The following is a 19507-nucleotide window of genomic DNA, read 5'->3' as shown; positions in this document are numbered from 1 at the left end:
CGGCAACAGACCCCGCACGGAAGTTGATGACGCATGCCCGAAATCGGCGGGGAGACCGCACCGGGATTCGAAGAGGTACGTGAGGCGTTCGCGGCCAATCTGGCCGGCGACCAGGAAGTGGGCGCCGCGGTCGGCGTCTACCTGCACGGTCGGAAGGTCGTCGACCTGTGGGGCGGAATCGCCGACCCCGAGACCGGCCGCCGCTGGGAGCGCGACACCCTGCAGGTCGTGTATTCCACCACCAAGGCCGTCACCGCCGCCTGCGCGCACCTGCTGTCCCAGCGCGGCGAACTGGACCTCGACGCACCCGTCGCCGAGTACTGGCCGGAGTTCGCGGCGAACGGGAAAGGCCGCATCCCGGTCCGCTGGCTGCTCACCCACCAGGCCGGACTGCCGGTGATCGACCACCCGATCACCCCGGCGGAGGCGATCGCCTGGGACCCGATGGTGACCGCACTGGCCGCCCAGCGCCCCTCCTGGGAACCGGGCACCGAGCACGGCTACCACGGGCTCACCTACGGCTGGCTGGTCGGGGAGGTCGTCCGCCGGGTGACCGGCCGCAGCCTCGGGGCGTTCCTCACCGAAGAGATCGCCGCACCGCTCGGCCTGGACCTGTGGATCGGGCTGCCGGAAGCCGAGCGGCATCGGGTCAGCCGGATCATCGCCGCCGTGCCCGACGTCGAGGCACTGGCCGGGATCGACCTGGACGCCCTTCCCGAACCCGCGCGCGAGATGATGGCGGCCTATGCTGATCCGACGTCGCTGACCGTGCGGTCGATGACCGTCGTCACGCCGCCACTGGACCACAACGACCCCGACGAACAGTCCGCTGAGATGCCCTCGACCAACGGCATCTGCACGGCTCGCGCACTGGCCCGCTTCTACGCCGCGCTCATCGGCGAAGTCGACGGGCATCGCATTCTCGCTCCCGGCACCTTGGCCACGGCGACCGCGGAACAGGTCAGTGGTATCGACCGCATCCTGCGGGTACCCGTCCGGATCGGCACCGGTTTCGGCCTGCCGACACCCGACGCGTTCTGGTACAGCCCGACCGCCTTCGGGTTTCCCGGCCTGGGCGGATCGCTCGGCTTCGCCGACCCGGCGACCGGCCTGGCGTTCGGCTATGTCATGAACCACCTTCAGGAAGGAGTGCCGGACCACAGAGCCGCCAACCTCCTTGACGCGGTGCGGGGCGCGATGAAGGCTCAGGCTCGGTAAGAACCTTCGACGTATCGGCAGCGGACGGGCACGGCTGTCAGCGGGGCTGGTACGCCCTGGGGTCATGATGACTTTCCAGCGTCCCAGCGGGTTCTCCTGGCGTGCCTTGGTGAGACCGGTCGTGATGACGCTCCTGCTGGGCGTCACATTGAGCTACATGTGTCGTACAAGCGTGACGGCGCGAGTTCCGACTGCCTCGACGTCCTCCAACGGGTGGACTTCAGCCGACAAACGATTAAACACTTCTTGTGCTTCCTCGTAGGCAATACTCTGCTCTTCGGTCTCTGGCGAAGCTATGACAACCTGCCCACCTGGCGGCCCACCCGGCTCAACGCCCGCTACCAGAACGCGCTGCGGCTGGCCGAACTCGTGCTGCGCGGTGCCTCCGTCGAGCACCGGCCCGGCGATGTCACCGTGAACGGCTTCCTCTTCGACATGGCCCGGGTCTTCGAGGACTTTGTCACCGTCGCGCTCCGCGAGGCCCTCGCCGACATCGGCGGCCACTGCGCACTTCAGGCCACCCATCACCTCGACGAACGTCAGGCGATCCGGATGGTCCCCGACCTCGTCTGGTACGCCGACGATGGCACCCCACTCGCCGTGGCCGACGCCAAATACAAGGCGGAGAAACCCGAGGGCTTCCCGGACGCCGACCTCTACCAGATGCTCGCTTACTGCACGGCGCTCGGCTTGTCAGAAGGCCACCTCATCTACGCCAAGGGAAATGCCCCACACACCGCCCACCGCGTCCGGCACGCCCGCATCACCATCCACCAACACGCCCTCGAACTCAACCAGCCACCGGCCGGGTTGCTCACCAAGGTGAAAACTCTGGCCCGGCGGCTGGTCACGGTCATGCCCGTATAGCCGGTGCCCGTCAGCCGAACTCGCCGTTCCTGACACCGCTGACGAACGCGGACCACTCGCCCGGGGTGAACTTCAGGACGGGTCCGTCGGGGTCTTTGGAGTCCCGTACGGCCTGGCCCCCACCGGGGAGTGCCGCGACCTCGACACAGTTGTCACCCGAACCGGAAAATGAGCTCTTTCGCCAGGTCAGGGGGTAGGGCTGGGGAGTGTTCATGATCGCCTCTCAGTTCAGTCGATCGATCAAGTCGGTCAGACGCGCCACAGATGATTCTGGACTGAGCGCAGATGACCGTATGAGGTCGAAGATGAGCTTATAACGCTCAATCTCTTCAGGAGACTCCAGGTAAAGGTCACTTGTTGCAGTTTCGATGTAGACGATGCTCGGATCACCCTGGTCCCTGAAATTTAAGATGGTGAATGCACCGTCCATTGCAGCGTGGGCCCCGGCAGAGTCGGGAAGGATTTGCACGTAGATATTTGGTTTGGCGCTTATTTCGATGATGTGCCGCAATTGTTGCCGCATCACTGATGGGCCGCCTACGGTTTTGGTCAGCGCGGCTTCGTCGATCACTGCCCACAAGGTAGGACGTGTTCTGTCGCGCAGGATGGTTTGTCTTGCCAGCCGTGCCTCCACACGGCGACTAATTTGCGGACTTTCCATCACTTGGCCACCTTTGAACATTGCTGTGGCGTAGTCCTCGGTCTGGAGCAGTCCCGGAACGCGAAGATCCTCATACGTGTTGATCAGGGATGCTTCTGCTTCGAACCCTGCCAGGGAACCACGCCAGATGTCCTGGTAGTTGGCCCACCAGCCCTTCTCTCTCGACTGGCGGGCCAGTGTCAGGATGGCCTCACGTTGCGATCGATCCGTCACTGAGTAGAGATCCAGAAGCGCCCGGATGTTTCCCAGATCAGGCCTGGTCCACTTGTTGGCCTCCATCTTGTTGAGGCGACCACGTGACCACTCCAGCCGGCGCCCCGCTTCTTCGACGCTGAGTCCGGCTTGCTCACGTAGACGAATGAGTTCGGCGGAGAGCCGGCGTCGGCGAACAGTAGGACTCGCCATTATTTCCCCCTTTGTATTGCAAATGGGACATAGTCTCGCATTGAAACTATCGCCTTGAAAATATCTATGTGATCAGTCACGATGAAGATAGCACTCATAACACTGTGTGATGGTGGTCGCTCGTGAATGATCATGCATGGCTCGTAGAGAAGCGTGTCGACCATGTGCATGCGTGGCACGTTGTTCATGGAGATCAAGAAAGTACAGAGACCTCGCTGTACGCCTGATCACGATCCGGGCTGACGGTAGAAGCGCTCACGGCTCTATTTGGCACGTGACCAGGAGTGCTCGCTGTGCCGCTTATCGCAATGCGCTCATTTCGATCACAGTGAGCGAAGGTAATCCCCGGCGTCCTCGGGCCTGGTGACGCAACCACCGGCCCGAGGACTGGATCAAGAAATCGGAGTCCCCTGATCTATGAAGAACCCTAACGCTGTCCCTCCACATCCCATAAGGGCTGACAACAAAACGCGGGAGGCAAGCTGGGAGCTGCCCGCCGATCCCGAAGCGGTCGGTAAGGCGCGCGGCCTCGCGCGTGAGGTCCTCGCCGCCTGGGACATGTCCGCCGTGGCGGAGAACGTGACCATGGTGGTGTCCGAGTTGGTGAGCAACGCGATCCTGCACGGGAAGGCGCCGATCACCCTCGCCCTGTTCCAGTACGGGCGGGTCGTCCGTGGGGAGGTCACCGACCACAGCGCCGGGTGGCCGAACCCGGTCCCGGCCGGTCCGGACGAGGAGCACGGTCGCGGGCTGGCGATCGTCACGGCCTACGCCGATCGCTGGGGTGTCGTACCGGCGTCGGAGGGCAAGCCGGCGGACGGCAAGACCGTCTGGTTCATCTGCGCGGAGTGGAGATCCCGGTGAGCGGTTCGCTGCCCATCCTGGAGTTGCCCGACGGGGTGCGCCTCTGCGCGGGGTGCGGCACCCGCATTGTCACGCTGGCCGCCGCGGTACGCCTGATCTGGGCCGACGTCACCGACGACACGATCTCGGCCGAGACCGTCGAGCAGATCACCGCGCCGGTCGCCGACATCTGGGTCGACGTGCTGTGCAACCCGTCCTGCCCACCGGGCGACCACGAGCGGCACCTCGGCTGACCGCGATCACCGTACCGGGCGGCCCTCCCCGTCCGGTGTCGAGCGGTCATGCTGGGTCATGGCCGCTGTGTGGCGTATCCCTTCCCGTTCTCCCCGTATTGACCTGGGGTGTTTATCGCTTTTCGCCTGCTGGTCGGTATGGCTCGGTGGCGTTTGGTTGGTGAGCCGTGCGAGCAGGGGAAATGAGTTCGGTGGGTCAGGGGGAGGCTGTGGAGGAAGGTTTGTCCGGATGAAAGCACGGCGAGCCCACCGAGAACAAAATTTGCAAGGTGGAGTTCCGGTCGACTGTATCGAGAGCAAGGCGAAAGTCGTCACCGGTCCTGCCGGACAATTGGAGCTTTCCTTGGTCGAACGCGTATGTATTTGTAATTTTATGCCCCGCCTTCTCCCAGTTTGCCTGAATCTTTCGAACTTCCTGGACAAGGCGCTCTTTGGGGATCCCTGTCAGATAGTAGACTCTAATGACGTAGATATCCTCGGTGAGAATGTTCCCGTCATTTGGGATGCATGGGTGATCGGCGAGACTCGTGGGGTCAAGGTCCAGGCCAGGAGTCGGTGTGACTCCGGTGAGGGCCGTGCGGATGAGTTCCTCCACACGGGCGAGGGCCTGAGCCTCAGAAATATTCGGACCGTCATTCACCGTCGACTCCTTCGCGCAGCCGCTGAGCCAGCCGATCATCGCCAATGCGGTAAGCGCCGCGAGTACACGTAATCGCCGTGCCATGAGTTCCTCTCGCAGTTCACGTGGCTGCTCGGCAGCTCACCCGATTTGTGCCTCGCGCGATTTTTCGCGACCTATCCACTTACGGAGATAAATCTGATGATCGAAGAAAGGGGGCGAACATTTTCTCGACTTCGTCGGAATTTCCAGTGACGATGCGGCTGATGTTACGTAGAGAATCCGAACGGTCCATCCAGTAGTCGGAGTGGCCACCCTCGCCGGCGCGGAAGCGGGTGGCGCCGAATTCGAGGGAGCCCGGATCTCCGCCGAAGCGCCCGAGTTTGGCGACGGGGTCATTGTCGCTGGCCCCGACCCACACGTGATCCCTGCCCGCTCCCAGTTCGGCGGCCTGCGATGTGCCGACGCCGGGGCTGCCGACGAACACCAGGTCATCGGCGAACGTGCCGGGAGGACGCAGCGTGGCGGCCTTGCCAGTGGTGAGCGAGCCGTAGCTGTGGCCGACCATGGTCAGACGAGCCGGAACGGCGAGGTCGTGGGTGGCGTGCAGTCCGTCGGTGAAGGAGGCCAGTTCTCGGGCGCCCTTGGCGGCTGCCCCGTCCGTGGCCACCGAACGTGTCCCCAGCCGCCAAGTAGCCTCTAGCCTGCTGCGCTTGCATTCGCTACTTAGATACAGCCTTCTGGTGGTGCTTCGGCTCGCGCTGCGAGGACGTGGCAGCGCGGTGACCGACGGCAGGGCCTCCGCCTGCCCGCAGGCCTGCGGCATCGGGACCTGGCGCCAGGCGGTCACCCCGCAGTACAGGTCAGCGGATCGGGCTTGAAGTCGAGCCGGTCATCGGCGGAGACGGCCTCTCCTTCGGTGACTTCGACTCCGCCGCATACGGGCGGCCGTTCCTAGGCGAGGCTCCAATCGATTTACAAGCTGTTTCCTAGCGCTGTTTTCTAGAGTCATCGTCGGCGCCCGCGTCCCGTGGGCGCCGGTGGAACGGGCTGGAGACCGGTGCACGTCGCGAAAGGACACGCCCGGTTTCAGAACGGTCCGCGTATTCCGCAACCAGCAGGAAGGAACATGGTGAAAAAGGCTCCCCGCACAGAAATCAATGACATCAGCCCTGTCGGCACCGAGCTGGATGAAAGTGCCTTGTTCGGGATCAGTGGCGGCCAGATTCCTGACCGTTTCGTGACGCATGAGGACCCACCTGGCATCTGCAGCAGCGACGCCACCGTCTGATGGTCGATGGTGCGGGGCGCCCCGCACCATCTCCAGGCACGTGGCCTCGCGCACCGAGGCGATCCTGGCCCGACCAGTACGCCCGGCCCGGCCAGGCCGCGGCCTCCACCGAATGGCGGCCCCTGCTGTTCGGGGACGCCGACTTCGAGGACCGGCACGAGTGGATCGACCCGGCCGCCGAGCACTGGGCCGACGTGACGCCGTGGACCGCTCAGGTCCGCCGGCAGCTGTCGGATGCCGTCGCGGGGGTGAACGGCATCCTTGACCGGCTCGACGAGCATCCCTGGCAACGCTGAACTTGCTGCGCCGGCCCGTAAGGCGGTCTTATCTACTAACTTGCGCCGCGAATCCCGGCGGGTTCAGTGTCCCTGAGCCTCTGCTTTCCTCTCCCCACCCGGTCCCCGTCTCGTCCCTTACGGCGTGCCGGGCCGGCGCGCGGCCAACTGTCCAGTCCGGAGCCGACGAGCGCAGCGAGGAGGCGCAGGACTTGACCGGCGGCAAGCGTCGGCCACGCTGCACGCCCGGGGCGAGAGGCCCCTCGGCCGCTTCGTCCGCCGGGGTGCCCGGGGTTTCGTCGCTCGCCGGCGCCCGCCGCGGTGGACGACGAATCGCCGCGCCGCCTCATCCTGAGGCTCCGGCCGCTTCCGCGCGGGCCTCGTGCTCCTGGCGTAGGGGTCTGAGGAACATCGGAGCCGGATCGTGCGCTAATCCCCGTCCGGGCAGGTCAGCGCGAGATGGCTACTCACCAGCTTCTCCTGATGAGAGTTGGCCGCAGATACTTGATGATTATCTGCGGTAATGTCGGTGCCGTCCTGGAGAAACACCTCCGTCCCCGGGCGTCAGGCGCACTGGTTATCTGCGATAGAGCCGGAGGCGGTCATGGGAGTGGTCCACCGGATCGCCGTGCAGCGGCAGGCACCGACACTCGGAGAGGCCAGCGCCGGGTTCCTGGCCGGGATCGGCAACGCCGACACCGCAAAGTCCTACGCCCTCGCGCTGCGCGCCCTGGCCACGCGATCGAGGCCGTCCGCCCCCCATCGGCCAACCTGTTTGCTGCGCTCCAGGTGAATAGGGCGCGGTCGAAGTCGGCGCTGCCGACCTCGACCTGGGTGGTGAATCCCGGCACATAGGTGGTGATGTTGTGTGCCCTGTCGGGGTCGCCGTACGACACCACCGCGCGGCCGTGGGCGTTCACCGCGTCGAAGGAGAGCAGCAGCGCCGGGGGGAAACCGTTCTGGCCTCCCTTGGCGAGGGCCGCTCTCACCTCCTGGACCCTCTTCAGCATGAGGGAAACCCGCTCTCTGGCCACCTCCAACCCCGCGCGCCCCTCTCCGGAGAACACGGCCCACCCGGCCTTCTCCGTGAGACCGGACAGCGGAGATCTCGTCCAGCGCCGTCTGGAACGCCTGCTGAAGTCGTACGCGGTGGGAGAACAGTTCTTTGGTGAAATAGGACGCTCCGCCACCCACCCAGGTGTTGGCCTGCATCACCTGGGACGCCCTGTTCAGCGCGGGTGCGTTGGCCTGCGCAAGCTCGGCCACTCTGCGATATTCCTCGATTGCGTATTTCGCGGTAGAGGTCATATCGGAGGACGTCACCGATGCATCTCATCATGAATACACTTGCTGGTCCATTGTTAATAAGCGAGCACCATTCTCGCTGTGCGCTACCTGCCGGGTATCGGCGAACCGATATCCGGCCCACGGTTCATCCGCTCCTGATCTTGGCGCCAGGATCTGTGGATATCTGAGTTAAGGATGCGGTGCCGGGCGCAGGGCTTCGCCGGTGAGGCCGTCGCGGGCCGGTGCAGCGGCGCGGTTGGGACGGGTGCGGCACACCGCCGATTCCGCCCTGATCGACGAGGCGTACGCGGAATCCCGGCTGCTCCTCGACGAACTGCGCAGCGTGGCGTGGCAGGTCTACCCCACCATCCTCGACACGCTGGGGCTGCGGGCCGCGCTGACGGAGGTGGCGGAGCGCTCCGCCGTACCGGCGACCGTCCGCCACGCGCTCTCCGACCGGCTCGCGCCGGAGATCGAGACGGCCGTCTACTTCGTGGCCAGGGAGGCCATCACCAACGCGGACAAGCATGCCGGAGCCCGTACGATCACAGTCGATCTGCGAGCGGGGGAGGGGGAGGTGATCGTGACGATCTCCAACGACGGCCGTGGCGGCGCCTCTCCTGACGTACGGCGGATGTCCGTTCGCTTCTCGGCTCACTTCTTGGCGAACGTCCAGCGGATCCCCGCGTTGAGGATGGCCAGGGTCAGCGGGTGACGGGGGCCGTGGACGCGGCTGTAGAGCTTCTCGATCCTGTCGTACTCCCGTATGGCTCCCGTCACGTCCCCCGACTGCCCGATGAGCTCGGCCCGCTCCGTGCTCATCTTCCTCGGAATCCCGCTGGCAGCCGGGTACCTCACCCGCCGCCTGGGGGAGAAGACCAAGGGCCGCACCTGGTATGAGACCCGTTTCCTGCCGAAGATCGGCCCGGTGGCGCTGTGGGGCTGCTGTTCACCATCGTGATCCTGTTCGCCCTGCAAGGCGACGCGATCACCTCCAAACCGCTCGACGTCGCGCGGATCGCGCTGCCGCTGCTGGTCTACTTCGCGCTCATGTGGGTCGGCGCCTTCGCCCTGGGCCACCTGGTCGGTCTGGGATATGCGCGCACCGCGACGCTGGCGTTCACCGCGGCGGGCAACAACTTCGAACTCGCCATCGCGGTCGCGATCGCCACCTTCGGCGTCACCTCCGGCCAGGCCCTGGCCGGCCGGGTCGGTCAGCTGCCAGTCCAGGTAGCGTTTGCCGGGGAAGATCGGGCAGGCATCGCCGCAGCCCGGTCATTTCCTGACACCACACCCGAGCCCGTCGGCTCGCACCGAACGCCCCGTACTCACCAGGTGCGCCGGTCAAGCTCCGCCGGGTTCGGCCCGGGGAGTCCGTCCGTGTCGCGCAGCGCGTACAGGTTGCCGTTCGAGCTGCCGACGTAGACGAGGCCGCCGGCCACGACCGGCAGGGTCTGGAACCTGCCACCGGTCTGAAAGTGCCAGCGGGGCGCGCCGGTGGCCGCGTCCAGCGCGTGCAGCGTGCCGCCCTCCTCTTGGGCGAAGACGGTGTCCTCGTGGACCGACATCTGGGCGATGAGCGGCCTGCTCCACCGTTCTTTCCCGGTTTCGGGGTCGAGGGCGTGCAGGCTCCGGCCGGCGACGTAGACCTTCCCTCGTGACGCGGTGACGTTCCACCGGCCGCTGTCGCCCTCGGTGGTGAGCCTCCATCGCTCCTGGCCGGAGGCGGCGTTCAGCGCGTACGTGCGCCCGGCGAGATCGCCGAGGTAGACGGTGCCACCGATCACGACGGGGTCGTACCGGACGGCGGCGCTGACGCGGGCGCGCCACCGTGCCTTCCCGGTGGCGGGGTCGAGCGCGGACGCCTTCGCGCCGGTGATCACGAAGATGGCCTCCCCGGTCGCGGCCAGGTAACCGGCCGGGTTGATATTTCCGGTGCCCACGCGGGAACGCCAGCGAAGCGCGCCCGTCCTGGCGTCGAGGGCGTACAGCATGCCTTCCCGGCTGCTCACGTGGACGGTACCGGCGGCCACGGCCACGCGGCCCAGGGTGCCGGGGACGCGGAAGCGCCACCGCTGCTTGCCGGTGGCGGCCTCCAGCGCCACGACGTGGGTGAGTCCGACGCCCGCGTACACGCCGCCGTCCTGGATGACGAGGTCATGGATGCCGACGTACCGGGTGCCGAAGCGGCGGTTCCACCGCATCCGGCCGGTGGCGGTGTCGATGGCCGCCACCCCGTCGCTCCTCGCGCCGTAGAGCACGCCGTCCACGAGCATGGGCATGGCCGGCCAGGATTTCCACCGTGCCCGGCCGGTGACGGCGTCCAGGGCGTACAGACCGTCGTCGGCGCCGGCGTACACCACACCGCCGTCCACCACCGGGTCGATGTTGACGCTCCCGTCGGCGAGGTGGGTCCACCCGCCCGTCCGCGCCGGAGGCGGGACGTGCTTCCCCGGCCGGTAGCGGGCCATCAGGTTGTCACGCACCCGGAACGCGGCCAGGCGCTGCACCAGTCGCGACGGCGACGTCAGATGGACGATGACCGGGCCCACGTTGACCAGCGCCGCGCCGAAGGTCCCCCCGGGGCCGTGGGCGGTGTAGGAGAAGATGCCCTCGCCCTCGACCGTGGGGTCGTAGTCGAAGCTCTCGTGACGCCTGGTCAGCTCGGCGGCGGCGGCGAAGAGAGCGCCGGCGTCCGGGGACACCCAGCTCACGGAGAGCGAGATGACCCCGCCGTCGTCCTCGGGTGGCACCCAGTCGCAGGTCACGGGCCTGGGCAGGGTGAGGGGGCCCAGGGACTTGTTTCCCGGGACGCGGCGGAAGTCCTGGCCGAGGTCGCGCGAGGTGAGCAGGGAGCAGGCGTCCGGCCAATCGCCCGGCGGGACGCCGCCGAGTGCGACGGGGCCGGTGGGACGTCCGTAGGCGGGGCGCAGGGCGGTGATCCGGGCATCACCGTGGATGAGGGCCATATGGGAGGTCGCCCCCACGAAGACGGTGGTGTGGGTGAGCGGCCTGTCGAGGGGGAGCGGGATGGGAGGGCCGGTGTCCTGCTCTCGCGAGTTGAGGTAACCGGGCAGCGGCCACGCGTTGTTCCAGTCGAACCCGGGGCGGTCCTCCGCGTCGGGATGCCGGCCGACCTCCGGCGCCGGGCTTCCGGCGGTGGCCCGCTCCAGGTGGGAGCGGGGCAGCGGTGTGCCGTCCCGCGTGAAGAGGAACTCGTCGCCGTTCACCGCCGCGATGACGAAGCCCTCCGACGCACTCTTGAACCAGAGCCGGACGCCGACGCCCGGCACGACGCTCCAGGTGGTCACCGGACGTGTCCAGTTCCGCCGTAGCGTGCGCGGATCGAAGGAGTCGAGCCGCACGCGACCCTGCCCGCAGCGGCTCAGCAACAGCAGAGCCCCGGATGTGGAGCCGGTCTCTCCCTCGCAGCCCACCGCCACGGCGGCCCGCGCCCGGACGCCGCCGGTTCGCGCGTCGAGCAAGAGCAGCCCGGACTCCCGGTGGAAGACGACGACGCCGTACTCGGACATCAGGATCCGCGGAAAGTCGTGCGCCCGTGGCCCCGACGGGGACAGCGCGTGCCGCCACAGCGGTCCGCCGGAGGCCAGGTCGTAGCCGTACAGGGTCCGGTCCGACGATCCTTTCCGGCTCCCGGCCACGACGAGGGTGCCGGCCGTGGCCCACGCGTCGCTGAGGGAATGGAGCGGGGTGCGAATGGTGAGCCGGATCGCGCCGGTGCCGGGATCGCGCACGGTCACCGTCCCCTCTTCCGACATCGCCATGATCAGATTCTCGCCGGACAGGAAGGAGAACGAGGCCGTCTCATCGGCGGGGGCCGACCACGCCGCCTTCCACCCCACGAGCTCCAGCGGAGGCCGCCCGTCATCGGCGACCGCGAGCGCGGCGGCCACCGAGAGCGCCGCCAGAACCCGGAGGCAACGGGTGATCAGCATGTCCGGCGTTTCCCGCAGGAGACCGGCCGCCAGCCGCCCTGCGGCGCCTGCCGGTAGTAGGACCGGTACCGGGCGGCCTCGCCGGTCAGCCGGAACGGCCCCCCGTCCGGTCCTTTGACCATGACCTCTTCCGTACGGCCGTCCGCGAGCACCGTGACCCGCAGGTCGAACTCGTAGTACGCCTTCTTGCCGGTGAAGCTCAGGCTGAGCGTGACCGGCTCGTCCCGTTTCAGGTCAATCTGCTTCTTCCGGAAGTATGGGGTGTCCCCGCCGGTCGTGAACCGAGGCGCGGGACGGTCGAGGTCGGCGGCCATCTCGACGGTGCCCGCCTCGCCGCCGCCGGTGATGGCGATCAGGCGGGCGCCCTCCGACACCGGCCTGCGGGCGAGGACCTGCGGCTCGATGTCCACGATGCGCAGGCTGCTGCGGTTCCCGGTCAGCGCGACGGTGACGTTCATGCTGTCGATCAGGGCCATCTGGTGGCGCGCCAGCATCGCCTCACGCTGCTTGCCCGCGTGGGCGGCCAGCATGAGCGCCCGGTCCTCGGGGGCGGTCACCGGTTCGCGCAGGACGGTGTCGCGCTCGGAGTAGTCGACGGCTACGTGGCCGACGGTGATCGGGGCGGCGCCGCGTACCTGCTCGACCGTGTCGGAGCCGTGCGCGTTGTACCACTCGGTGAACACGACGCCGAACGCGGCCAGGATCACGGCGCTGACGATCCCCGCCAGCCACGCCAGCAGCCCTTTCGACCGGGCGGGATCGGACGCCTCGGCACCATCCTGTCGCTGGGCCGCGGCGTCGCGGCCGGTCGATGTGCGCTTGTTCCGGCGAGCTCTGCCCATGGGGACGCATTCCTCCACGACCGATCTTCGAGACCAGGGTAGGCACGAGCTTGAGCGCGAAGGAGCGGTTTCCGGTTATTCACGGCTGTCGGCGAGCATGTCCGGCGTGTCCTGCGGATCCGCTGCCCACTCATGCGGGAGGAGGACCGCTCGTCCGATACTTTCCGTCCAAGGAAGAGGCGCCCTTCGGAGAGTCGGTCGACGCCGGTGAGCGCCTACGTGACGCCCACCCGGCGAAGCGCCTTGGGTCGCCATGCGGCGCGCGCTCGATTCGCTGATCGAACGGTATGAAGCCCATGACGAGCGCACTCGACGTCTCGCTCGCCTGGAGGCCGCCGCGCATGCGCGCGGGTCGGTGAGCGACCTCTTTTGAACGCGTTCAGCGTGCCGCGCTAGGTTGGTCTCACACGTTCTGGGGAGTCCGATGAAAATAGTGATACCTGGAGGAAGCGGCCAGGTGGGCGCGATCCTGGATCGTGCGATGACCGCTGCGGGGCATGACGTCGTGGTGCTGACCAGGCGGCCGGTGCGGGAGCGTGATGTGCGCTGGGACGGGGGGACCCTGGGGCCATGGGCGGAGGAGATCGACGGCAGCGACATCGTGGTCAACCTGGCCGGGCGCAGCGTCAACTGCCGCTACACCGCCGCCAACCTGAGGGCCATGATGGACTCGCGCGTGCACTCCACCCGGGTCGTGGGCGAGGCGATCGCGGCCGCCGCGCGGCCTCCTCGGGTCTGGTTGCAGATGAGCACCGCCACCGTCTACTCTCACCGCTTCGACGCGCCCAATGACGAGGCGACCGGCGTGATCGGCGGCACCGAACCCGGTGTCCCGGCCTACTGGGCCTACAGCGTCGAGATCGCGAAAGCGTGGGAGCGGGAGCAGGAGCGAGCTGAAACCCCGCACACGCGCAAGGTCGCCCTGCGTACCGCCATGGTGATGAGTCCCGATCGCGGTGGTGTCTTCGACGTCCTGCTGCGGATGGTGCGGCTCGGCCTCGGCGGCCCGATCGCGGGCGGCGCGCAGTACATGTCCTGGGTCCACGACCGAGACTTCGTCCGCGCCGTCGAGTTCCTGGCCGACAGGGACGACCTCGCCGGGCCGGTGAACCTCGCCGCTCCCGATCCTCTGCCGCAGCGTACGTTCATGCGCGTGCTGCGCGCGGCATGGGGGATTCGGGTCGGCCTGCCCGCGACGAGGTGGATGGCCGGGCTCGGCGCGTTCGCACTGCGCTCGGACACCGAACTCCTGCTGAAGAGCCGCCGGGTCGTCCCCGGCCGCCTGCTCGAAGCGGGCTTCACCTTCGACCATGCCCGGTGGCCTGAGGCCGCCGACGACCTCGTGGGGCGCGTGCGTGGAGGGGCCCGCGTCCCCGGGTGAGCCTCCCGGGGACGCGGACCACCGGCGGGCGTTCCGCGGCCCGTGACAATCGTCGGGCCGGACGGCGGCTTCGACTGGACGGCACCCGACGAGGAGGTCTTTCGCTCCCACATCGACGAGATACGAGAGGTCGGCGTCTACCTGTTGGGACGACGGCTGTACGAGACGATTCTTTCCCCAGCGCGAGCGCCAGGTGGATCTCGAACTCGTCGAGACCCGCACCTTCAACTAAGGCCCTTGGCGGCCGCCTTGTACAAGGCGGGCAAGGCATGGAGCCGGGCAGCTCGTCTCGGGCGACACGGACCTGATCCCGCTCGAGTTCCCCGGGGTGCGGCTGACGGGCGGTAGCTGGGCGTACGGCATCGTCCTTCCAGTCGCTTCTCGGCTCACTTCTCGGCGAACGTCCAGCGGATCCCCGCTTTGAGGATGGCCAGGGTCAGCGGGTGATGGGGGCCGTGGACGCGGCTGTAGAGCTTCTCGATCCTGTCGTACTCCCGTATGGCTCCCGTCACGTCACCCGATTGCCCGATGAGCTCGGCCCGCTCCGCCTGGGCCTCCAACGTGATGAGGGCGTCCGGACCGGGAAAGGTGTTCAGCCGCTGAATCCGCACGTCGGCGGTGCGCAACCGCTCGATGAAGCCCGGATCCACGTAGGGTCCCACAGCCGTAGGAGTGTCGCCGCCCCTGGAGCCGTCGCCGACCCGGTGTGTGGGAGGGTGGATGAGCCTGGAGATCTGCTCGATCACCTCTTGCGCGTCGCCGGACCGTTCGGCCGGAGACTTGGCGAGCAGGCGGACGGTGAGCCGGTCCAGCACCTCGGGGATGCCGGAGCGGTGCTGGGCCAGGGGGACCGGAGAGGCGTGAAGGTGCTTGTCCCGAAGGCGCGTCCAGTCCGTGTAACGCCACGCGAATCCGAACGGGGGCTGCCCGGCGAGCATCTCGTAGAGCACACACCCAAGCGCGTACAGGTCGCTCAGATGGTCGCCCGGGTGCTCGTGCCATCTCTCGGGAGCCAGGTAGGCGTAGGAGCCGGTGGGGCGGCGGTCCTCGGGAAACGCGGTGAACGTCGAGTCGATGAACCGGGCGATGCCGAAGTCGACGAGCGTGACGTTTCCCGCGGGGGAGACCATGATGTTGGCCGGTTTGACGTCGCGGTGGAAGACACCCTCCCTGTGCGCGTGAGCGAGTCCCTCGCATATCTGCCCGGTCCAGTGCAGGACCCGCTCCAGCCGGGGCAAGGGCTCGCGGCGCAGCACCTCCTGCAATGAGTCGCCCTCGATCCATCCCATGATGAGGTAGGGGCGACCGTCATGGTCGGCGGCGTCGTGGAGGGCGGCGATCCGGTCGCTGGGCGACAGCAGGCGCAGTGCTCGGATCTCCCGCTTGTATCGCTTCGCATCGTCCATGAGGAGCAGCTTGGCCGCGACGTGGTCGCCGGTCTTCCGATCACGCGCCTGCCACAGCAGTCCCTGTCCACCCTCTCCTGCTTGGCGGAGGAGTTCGTACCTGCCACCCAGCACCGTGCCGGCTTCCATGGGTTCCCCTCGTCGTGGCGTAGTCGCTCAGCGGTGCTTGTCCGACCGGAGATCCGCGAGGCATTCCTGGAGTTCGTGGAGCCCGGTGGCGGTGGCGGTGTTCCATCTTTCGAGGAGAACGGTGCTCTCCTCGACCGCTCCGCGCAGACTGTTGCGCGCTCGGCGCTTCTCCTCCCGCGTCTGTTCGCTGATCCGTTTCCGCTCCCTCGGCACGCGGCCGAGTTCCGGCAACGCCCATACGACGCCGAGGAGGCCGAAAAGCAGGAACATCCACGCGGCCACCCCGTCGGCGACGGGGAAGGAGAGCAGTGCGGCCGCCAGGCCGACACCTCCGACACCCAGCCGGACGGTGTCGTACCGGACCCGCTCCGCCGCTCTCTCGATGTGCTTGCACAGGTCGTCGGCCAGCCGATCGGCCTGGTCCTCCTCGGGCGTCTCCGCGTCGATCTCGCGTCGCCAGTTCGGCCACCGTACCTGCGTGACCTGCACGCGCGCCGGCCGGTGCTCGGTCGCCTGCGCTGTGACGGACTGCCCGGCGGCGATGATCCATCCGCCGGCGTAGGCGAGCGCGAGGCGCTGGGCCCGCTCACCGATTCCGCACTTCTCAGGGGCGAACGCGGCACGGGTCAGCAGGGTCGGCAGGTCGATCGTCTCGGAGAGGGGATCGCTCAGCTCGGAGACCGCCTGTGCGGTCCCGCCGTTGCCGCCGCTCTCGACCACGAGCTCCGCCTGGCGTATGGATCTGAGGTATTCCAGTTCATCGGGGCCCGGGTGCTTGATGAGCGCCTCGATCGCATGCCGGATGTGGTCGTACTCGGAGCGGGGCACGCTCTCAACGACGGCGAAGCGGTTGCGGAAATGCGTGGCCACGGTCCCGCACGCCGTGGCTTGTTTCCAGCCGTCTTCGATGCGCTGCCACTGCCCTTCGGCCAGCTGCCGGAGCCGGAGGTAGTCCTGGCCGGGCAGTGGAGCGTGGTAGGTGAGGAGTTGCCGGCGGCATGCGTCACGCTGGGAGCTGTAGGTGGGATTGGTCGCGTCCGTCAATGCATCGATCTCCTCCGCCCATATGCTCAGCCTCTCCTTGGCGTAGATCAGGGCCTTCTCCCCGAGCTCCTCCTCCGCCAGGGCGTTCAGCACGTGGAAGAACTCGCCGCCGAGCGCACGGGGGTTGAGCGATTTCAGGTAGCGGTCCATGCTCCGGGCGGCCGCCTTCTCGTCTCGCTTCTCGTCTCGGCGCAGGGAGTGCACAAGGGCGAGGAACAGCGTGCTACGGCTCTTGTCCGCGGCCGTCGCCAGGCTCCACGCCTGGTTGCGCAGCTCCTCTTCCTCCAGCAGTTCCGCGGCGACGGCGACCACAGCGGGGCCGAGCCAGTACTTCCCGGTGCTGAGCATCTGCGTGCTCACCGCCTGCCGTACCGTCTCCGAAGCCAGCGTGCGATCGCGGATCGCGGCGGCGACGAGCTCGGTGATCAGGCTCCTCGCGAGCCGGCGCGTGTGGTTCCGGGAGGCGAACTCCTCCTTCATCTCGGCCTTCAGCCGGTGCAGCTCGGCCCATGCTTCGGCTCTGCTGGCGTTGAGCTCCACCTGCGCGCGCAGGTCGTTCACCGACCGGGCGACGGCCTTGAGTTCCTTGGCCAGAAGCGCCTGGCCCTCCCGCAACTGCGTGACCTGCTTGCCGAGATCCTCGGTGGACTTCATCATCGACTTCAGCTTGTCCATGACGCCGGTGTTGTGCTCTGTCCAGCTCAGGGTCAGCGGCCTCATGGAGGACTTCACGGTCCGCTCCACCGCCGCCGCGAGGTCATCTCTGTCCGTGGTCACACACTCTCCTGGTTCACCGCTGGGAAAACGACCGCACGTCGTGAGGCTTTTAACAGTCGGAAAACGTGACATGAGACGCCTTATTCATAGCTGGCGCCGTATCCGCCTGCAAGATGGCGATGAGGGAGTGGTTGCCGCTGCCGAGGCTGACCGCCGGCGGGATGCCGTGGTCACCCTGACCTCGGCCGAATGGTCAGAATCAGAAGAATTCGGGGCAAATGTGATCCTAATGTCATAAAGATCCACCATTGTGGAGGGGTGCGAACGTGGCTCAGTGATCAAGCTAGGAAGCGGCTGGGTACGTTTGGCCTGATTGCGCCCTCCATCGCGCAGTGTGCCGTGGGCGCCGCGCTGGCCTGGATCGTCGCCGTTCATCTGCTCGGCCACACCCACCCCCTCTTCGCGCCCATCTCCGTGATGATCTGCGTGGGTGTGGGGCTCGGTCGGCGGCTGCGCAGGGTGGCCGAGCTGGTGGTCGGCGTCAGTCTGGGCGTGGGCATCGGCGACCTGCTGGTGTCCTGGATCGGCTCGGGCCCCTGGCAGATGGCGCTCGTGATCGCGCTGGCGATGAGCATCGCGGGGCTGCTGAACAGCGGTGAGCTGTTCGTGTCGCAGGTCGGGTCGTCCGCGGTGCTGGTCGCCATGCTGGTGCCGGGCGAGGATGTCGGCGGGCTGGACCGGATGGCCGACGCGCTCACCGGCGGCGTCATCGGCATCGCCGCGGTCGCTTTGCTGCCTGCCAACCCGCTCACCATCGCGGGCAAGCATCTGTCCGGCGTGCTCGACGCCTTCTCCACCGTGCTGGAGCAGGCGGCGGAGGCGATCGAGAAGGGCGACATGGACCTGGCCGCCGAGGCACTGGAGGGCGGACGCAGGACCCAGACGGCGGTCGAGGAGTTCGAGGCGGCGCTGGAGAACAGCAAGGAGATCATCATGATCTCGCCGCTGCACTGGCATCACCGGGCCAGACTGACCAGGTACGAGACCGCCGCCCTACCGGTGGATCTGGCGCTGCGCAACGCGCGGGTGCTGGTCCGCCGCACGCTCGCGGCGCTGGGTGAGGCCAGCCCGCCGCCGGCCGCGCTGGCCGAGTTACTGCGCGAGGTCTCGGAGGCGGCGCTGCTACTGCAGCTCGAACTAGGGGCTGGGCGCGAACCGATGCTGGCCAGGCAGGCGTTGCTCGCCGTCGCCGCGCGGGAGCGGCCGAAAAACCTGGGCTTCTCCGCGAACGTCATCATCGCGCAGCTGCGCTCCATCGCCGTCGATTTGCTTGAGGCGACCGGGATGGACCACGACGTGGCCTCGGCCGCGCTGACCCCGCTGAACGAGCGGAGCGACGAGAGCACGCGCGGCTGAGGCCGAACAGCCCGAAGGCTCGCCAGATCCGTGAGACGGTCGATTGTGATGGACCAGCGGGTCAGAGGCGTCAGGCCGGGGCGTGCACCTTACGAGCCAGCCGCTGACGCCGATTCGATGGAGAGCGTGTCACACCACGGCGTACCCGTACGTGGTGACGAACGGTGTGAGATCGGGAACTCCGAAACTTTCGCACAGCGACTTGAAGATCACGACCTTTTCCGCGCCGAAGCGCCGGACCTGAGTGGTGTAGGAGGTGGCGGAGACAAATGTCGGGGGATCGGTTTTGCTGTGAAACTTGTCCGCGTACATCACGAGTTCTTCTTCGGCTGATTCCGCCATGTAGTCGGCAGGTGGCAGCGGGAGGCCTTGCCGCCGTATGTCGTGACGGCTGATTCCCACCCCGGTGTGACAGGAGCAGAAGCGGCAGATCTTCTCCGGGAACCCCTCATCAAGGAGGAGTTGGTAGCCGAGTATCCCGTGACGCACATAGCGTGCGTGATCGAGCTTTCCATCCTGGTCGTACAGCCGGTACACCCCGATGTCATGAAGCAGGCTGCCGGCCCGTACCAGGTCCGCATCGAGGTCGGGGTCGGCACGGGGGAGGAGCTGTTCCGCGATTCCACACACGATTTCGCAGTGGGTGTAGACGAGATCGAACGCTTCCCGGGTGGGCGCGTACTTCGCGTGCAGCGCGCGAATCTCGCTGTCCGTTGGAATCCGCATGCCGGGAGTTAACCACCTGTGACGCCGCTGTTCGGCGTCGCGGATCAGCTCAGTGCTCTTCGTCGGCATCGGATTCGGGCTGGTCGCTCTGGCGTGCGCCGCCGCCCTGATCGTCCACCACTGGAGGACGGCTGCTCACCGGCGAGGCGGCACACGCGCCCGCCGTGGCG

General features: G+C 67.3%; 21 protein-coding genes and 1 pseudogene. 11 read left to right on the top strand and 11 right to left on the bottom strand.

The window, feature by feature from the left end; all coding sequences use genetic code 11:
* Positions 1-33 precede the first annotated feature (33 nt).
* Positions 34-1218, top strand: a complete 1185-nt coding sequence (locus ABT061_RS16355; RefSeq protein WP_350917590.1) for a serine hydrolase domain-containing protein — start codon at positions 34-36, stop codon at positions 1216-1218.
* Positions 1219-1464: 246 nt separating this feature from the next.
* Positions 1465-2085 (top strand): 5-methylcytosine restriction system specificity protein McrC, encoded by a 621-nt coding sequence (locus ABT061_RS16350; RefSeq protein WP_350917587.1) that lies wholly within the window; start codon positions 1465-1467, stop codon positions 2083-2085.
* A gap of 10 nt (positions 2086-2095) precedes the next feature.
* Here ABT061_RS16350 and ABT061_RS16345 read toward each other — a convergent pair whose 3' ends face one another.
* Entirely contained in the window at positions 2096-2299 is a 204-nt protein-coding gene (locus tag ABT061_RS16345) for a DUF397 domain-containing protein (RefSeq protein WP_350917584.1), read from the bottom strand.
* A gap of 9 nt (positions 2300-2308) precedes the next feature.
* The gene (locus tag ABT061_RS16340) at positions 2309-3151 is read right to left on the bottom strand and encodes a helix-turn-helix domain-containing protein (protein ID WP_350917581.1); all 843 of its coding nucleotides are present in this window, start codon (positions 3149-3151) and stop codon (positions 2309-2311) included.
* A 417-nt stretch (positions 3152-3568) separates the two neighbouring features.
* On the opposite strand from ABT061_RS16340, the gene ABT061_RS16335 reads away from it, so the two are divergent.
* Both ABT061_RS16335 and ABT061_RS16330 read left to right on the top strand, forming a co-directional pair.
* Positions 3569-4015 (top strand): ATP-binding protein, encoded by a 447-nt coding sequence (locus ABT061_RS16335; protein ID WP_350917578.1) that lies wholly within the window; start codon positions 3569-3571, stop codon positions 4013-4015.
* A complete protein-coding gene (locus tag ABT061_RS16330) occupies positions 4012-4248 on the top strand; it encodes a hypothetical protein (RefSeq protein ID WP_350917575.1) in 237 nt (78 codons plus the stop codon). Before ABT061_RS16335 ends, ABT061_RS16330 begins: the two co-directional genes overlap by 4 nt.
* 196 nt (positions 4249-4444) lie before the next feature.
* Here the strand turns inward: ABT061_RS16330 and ABT061_RS16325 are convergent, their stop codons facing one another.
* Both ABT061_RS16325 and ABT061_RS16320 read right to left on the bottom strand, forming a co-directional pair.
* A complete protein-coding gene (locus tag ABT061_RS16325) occupies positions 4445-4927 on the bottom strand; it encodes a hypothetical protein (RefSeq protein ID WP_350917572.1) in 483 nt (160 codons plus the stop codon).
* Positions 4928-5051: 124 nt separating this feature from the next.
* A complete protein-coding gene (locus ABT061_RS16320) occupies positions 5052-5537 on the bottom strand; it encodes an alpha/beta hydrolase (RefSeq protein ID WP_350917569.1) in 486 nt (161 codons plus the stop codon).
* 73 nt (positions 5538-5610) lie between these two features.
* Between ABT061_RS16320 and ABT061_RS16315 the strand changes: the two genes are divergently transcribed.
* From ABT061_RS16315 to ABT061_RS16305, 3 genes are all read left to right on the top strand, one after another.
* Entirely contained in the window at positions 5611-5748 is a 138-nt protein-coding gene (locus ABT061_RS16315; RefSeq protein WP_350917566.1) for a hypothetical protein, read from the top strand.
* A 248-nt stretch (positions 5749-5996) separates the two neighbouring features.
* Positions 5997-6158: a hypothetical protein gene (locus ABT061_RS16310; protein ID WP_350917563.1), complete on the top strand. Its 162-nt coding sequence runs from the start codon at positions 5997-5999 to the stop codon at positions 6156-6158.
* Positions 6158-6454, top strand: a complete 297-nt coding sequence (locus ABT061_RS16305; RefSeq protein ID WP_350917560.1) for a hypothetical protein — start codon at positions 6158-6160, stop codon at positions 6452-6454. The genes ABT061_RS16310 and ABT061_RS16305 overlap by 1 nt, the downstream gene beginning before the upstream one ends.
* Positions 6455-7035: 581 nt before the next feature.
* Here ABT061_RS16305 and ABT061_RS16300 read toward each other — a convergent pair.
* Positions 7036-7443 (bottom strand): alpha/beta hydrolase, encoded by a 408-nt coding sequence (locus tag ABT061_RS16300; RefSeq protein ID WP_350917557.1) that lies wholly within the window; start codon positions 7441-7443, stop codon positions 7036-7038.
* A 542-nt stretch (positions 7444-7985) separates the two neighbouring features.
* On the opposite strand from ABT061_RS16300, the gene ABT061_RS16295 reads away from it, so the two are divergent.
* Complete coding sequence (locus tag ABT061_RS16295; protein ID WP_350917554.1) at positions 7986-8435, top strand: sensor histidine kinase; 450 nt, start codon at positions 7986-7988, stop codon at positions 8433-8435.
* A 51-nt stretch (positions 8436-8486) separates the two neighbouring features.
* A complete protein-coding gene (locus ABT061_RS16290) occupies positions 8487-8681 on the top strand; it encodes an arsenic resistance protein (RefSeq protein WP_350917551.1) in 195 nt (64 codons plus the stop codon).
* Between the two features lie 230 nt (positions 8682-8911).
* Here ABT061_RS16290 and ABT061_RS16285 read toward each other — a convergent pair.
* The 3 genes and pseudogenes from ABT061_RS16285 to ABT061_RS16275 all read right to left on the bottom strand — a co-directional run.
* Positions 8912-8992 (bottom strand): annotated as a pseudogene (locus tag ABT061_RS16285) (phosphotyrosine protein phosphatase); the annotation flags it as partial.
* 56 nt (positions 8993-9048) lie between these two features.
* Positions 9049-11676 (bottom strand): outer membrane protein assembly factor BamB family protein, encoded by a 2628-nt coding sequence (locus ABT061_RS16280; protein WP_350917548.1) that lies wholly within the window; start codon positions 11674-11676, stop codon positions 9049-9051.
* Positions 11670-12518, bottom strand: coding sequence for a hypothetical protein (locus tag ABT061_RS16275; RefSeq protein ID WP_350917545.1), 849 nt, complete (start codon positions 12516-12518; stop codon positions 11670-11672). The genes ABT061_RS16280 and ABT061_RS16275 overlap by 7 nt, the downstream gene beginning before the upstream one ends.
* A 424-nt stretch (positions 12519-12942) precedes the next feature.
* Here ABT061_RS16275 and ABT061_RS16270 point away from each other — a divergent pair, with 424 nt between their 5' ends.
* Positions 12943-13899, top strand: coding sequence for a TIGR01777 family oxidoreductase (locus tag ABT061_RS16270; protein ID WP_350917542.1), 957 nt, complete (start codon positions 12943-12945; stop codon positions 13897-13899).
* Positions 13900-14285: 386 nt separating this feature from the next.
* On the opposite strand, the gene ABT061_RS16265 is transcribed toward ABT061_RS16270, so the two are convergent.
* Both ABT061_RS16265 and ABT061_RS16260 read right to left on the bottom strand, forming a co-directional pair.
* A complete protein-coding gene (locus ABT061_RS16265; RefSeq protein ID WP_350917539.1) occupies positions 14286-15434 on the bottom strand; it encodes a serine/threonine-protein kinase in 1149 nt (382 codons plus the stop codon).
* Positions 15435-15461: 27 nt separating this feature from the next.
* A complete protein-coding gene (locus ABT061_RS16260) occupies positions 15462-17255 on the bottom strand; it encodes a hypothetical protein (protein ID WP_350917536.1) in 1794 nt (597 codons plus the stop codon).
* A gap of 258 nt (positions 17256-17513) precedes the next feature.
* On the opposite strand from ABT061_RS16260, the gene ABT061_RS16255 reads away from it, so the two are divergent.
* Positions 17514-18611 carry an FUSC family protein gene (locus ABT061_RS16255; RefSeq protein WP_350917533.1) on the top strand — a complete coding sequence of 366 codons (1098 nt, stop codon included), beginning with the start codon at positions 17514-17516 and terminating at the stop codon, positions 18609-18611.
* Between the two features lie 129 nt (positions 18612-18740).
* Here ABT061_RS16255 and ABT061_RS16250 read toward each other — a convergent pair whose 3' ends face one another.
* A complete protein-coding gene (locus tag ABT061_RS16250) occupies positions 18741-19337 on the bottom strand; it encodes an HD domain-containing protein (protein WP_350917835.1) in 597 nt (198 codons plus the stop codon).
* Positions 19338-19507 lie beyond the last annotated feature (170 nt).

The sequence above is a fragment of the Streptosporangium sp. NPDC002544 genome (assembly GCF_040295965.1).
Taxonomy (GTDB): domain Bacteria; phylum Actinomycetota; class Actinomycetes; order Streptosporangiales; family Streptosporangiaceae; genus Streptosporangium.
The sequence above is the reverse complement of the archived record's forward strand: the minus strand, read 5'-3'. Positions and strand labels throughout refer to the sequence as shown.

Excerpts from the sequence above, each read along its gene's own strand:
- ABT061_RS16325 (WP_350917572.1), bottom strand. The coding sequence starts at position 4,927 with ATGATCGGCTGGCTCAGCGGCTGCGCGAAGGAGTCGACGGTGAATGAC.
- ABT061_RS16250 (WP_350917835.1), bottom strand. The coding sequence starts at position 19,337 with ATGCGGATTCCAACGGACAGCGAGATTCGCGCGCTGCACGCGAAGTAC.
- ABT061_RS16290 (WP_350917551.1), top strand. The coding sequence starts at position 8,487 with ATGGCTCCCGTCACGTCCCCCGACTGCCCGATGAGCTCGGCCCGCTCC.
- ABT061_RS16355 (WP_350917590.1), top strand. The coding sequence starts at position 34 with ATGCCCGAAATCGGCGGGGAGACCGCACCGGGATTCGAAGAGGTACGT.
- ABT061_RS16265 (WP_350917539.1), bottom strand. The coding sequence starts at position 15,434 with ATGGAAGCCGGCACGGTGCTGGGTGGCAGGTACGAACTCCTCCGCCAA.
- ABT061_RS16345 (WP_350917584.1), bottom strand. The coding sequence starts at position 2,299 with ATGAACACTCCCCAGCCCTACCCCCTGACCTGGCGAAAGAGCTCATTT.
- ABT061_RS16270 (WP_350917542.1), top strand. The coding sequence starts at position 12,943 with ATGAAAATAGTGATACCTGGAGGAAGCGGCCAGGTGGGCGCGATCCTG.
- ABT061_RS16340 (WP_350917581.1), bottom strand. The coding sequence starts at position 3,151 with ATGGCGAGTCCTACTGTTCGCCGACGCCGGCTCTCCGCCGAACTCATT.
- ABT061_RS16300 (WP_350917557.1), bottom strand. The coding sequence starts at position 7,443 with ATGCTGAAGAGGGTCCAGGAGGTGAGAGCGGCCCTCGCCAAGGGAGGC.
- ABT061_RS16275 (WP_350917545.1), bottom strand. The coding sequence starts at position 12,518 with ATGGGCAGAGCTCGCCGGAACAAGCGCACATCGACCGGCCGCGACGCC.
- ABT061_RS16335 (WP_350917578.1), top strand. The coding sequence starts at position 3,569 with ATGAAGAACCCTAACGCTGTCCCTCCACATCCCATAAGGGCTGACAAC.
- ABT061_RS16280 (WP_350917548.1), bottom strand. The coding sequence starts at position 11,676 with ATGCTGATCACCCGTTGCCTCCGGGTTCTGGCGGCGCTCTCGGTGGCC.
- ABT061_RS16305 (WP_350917560.1), top strand. The coding sequence starts at position 6,158 with ATGGTCGATGGTGCGGGGCGCCCCGCACCATCTCCAGGCACGTGGCCT.
- ABT061_RS16310 (WP_350917563.1), top strand. The coding sequence starts at position 5,997 with ATGGTGAAAAAGGCTCCCCGCACAGAAATCAATGACATCAGCCCTGTC.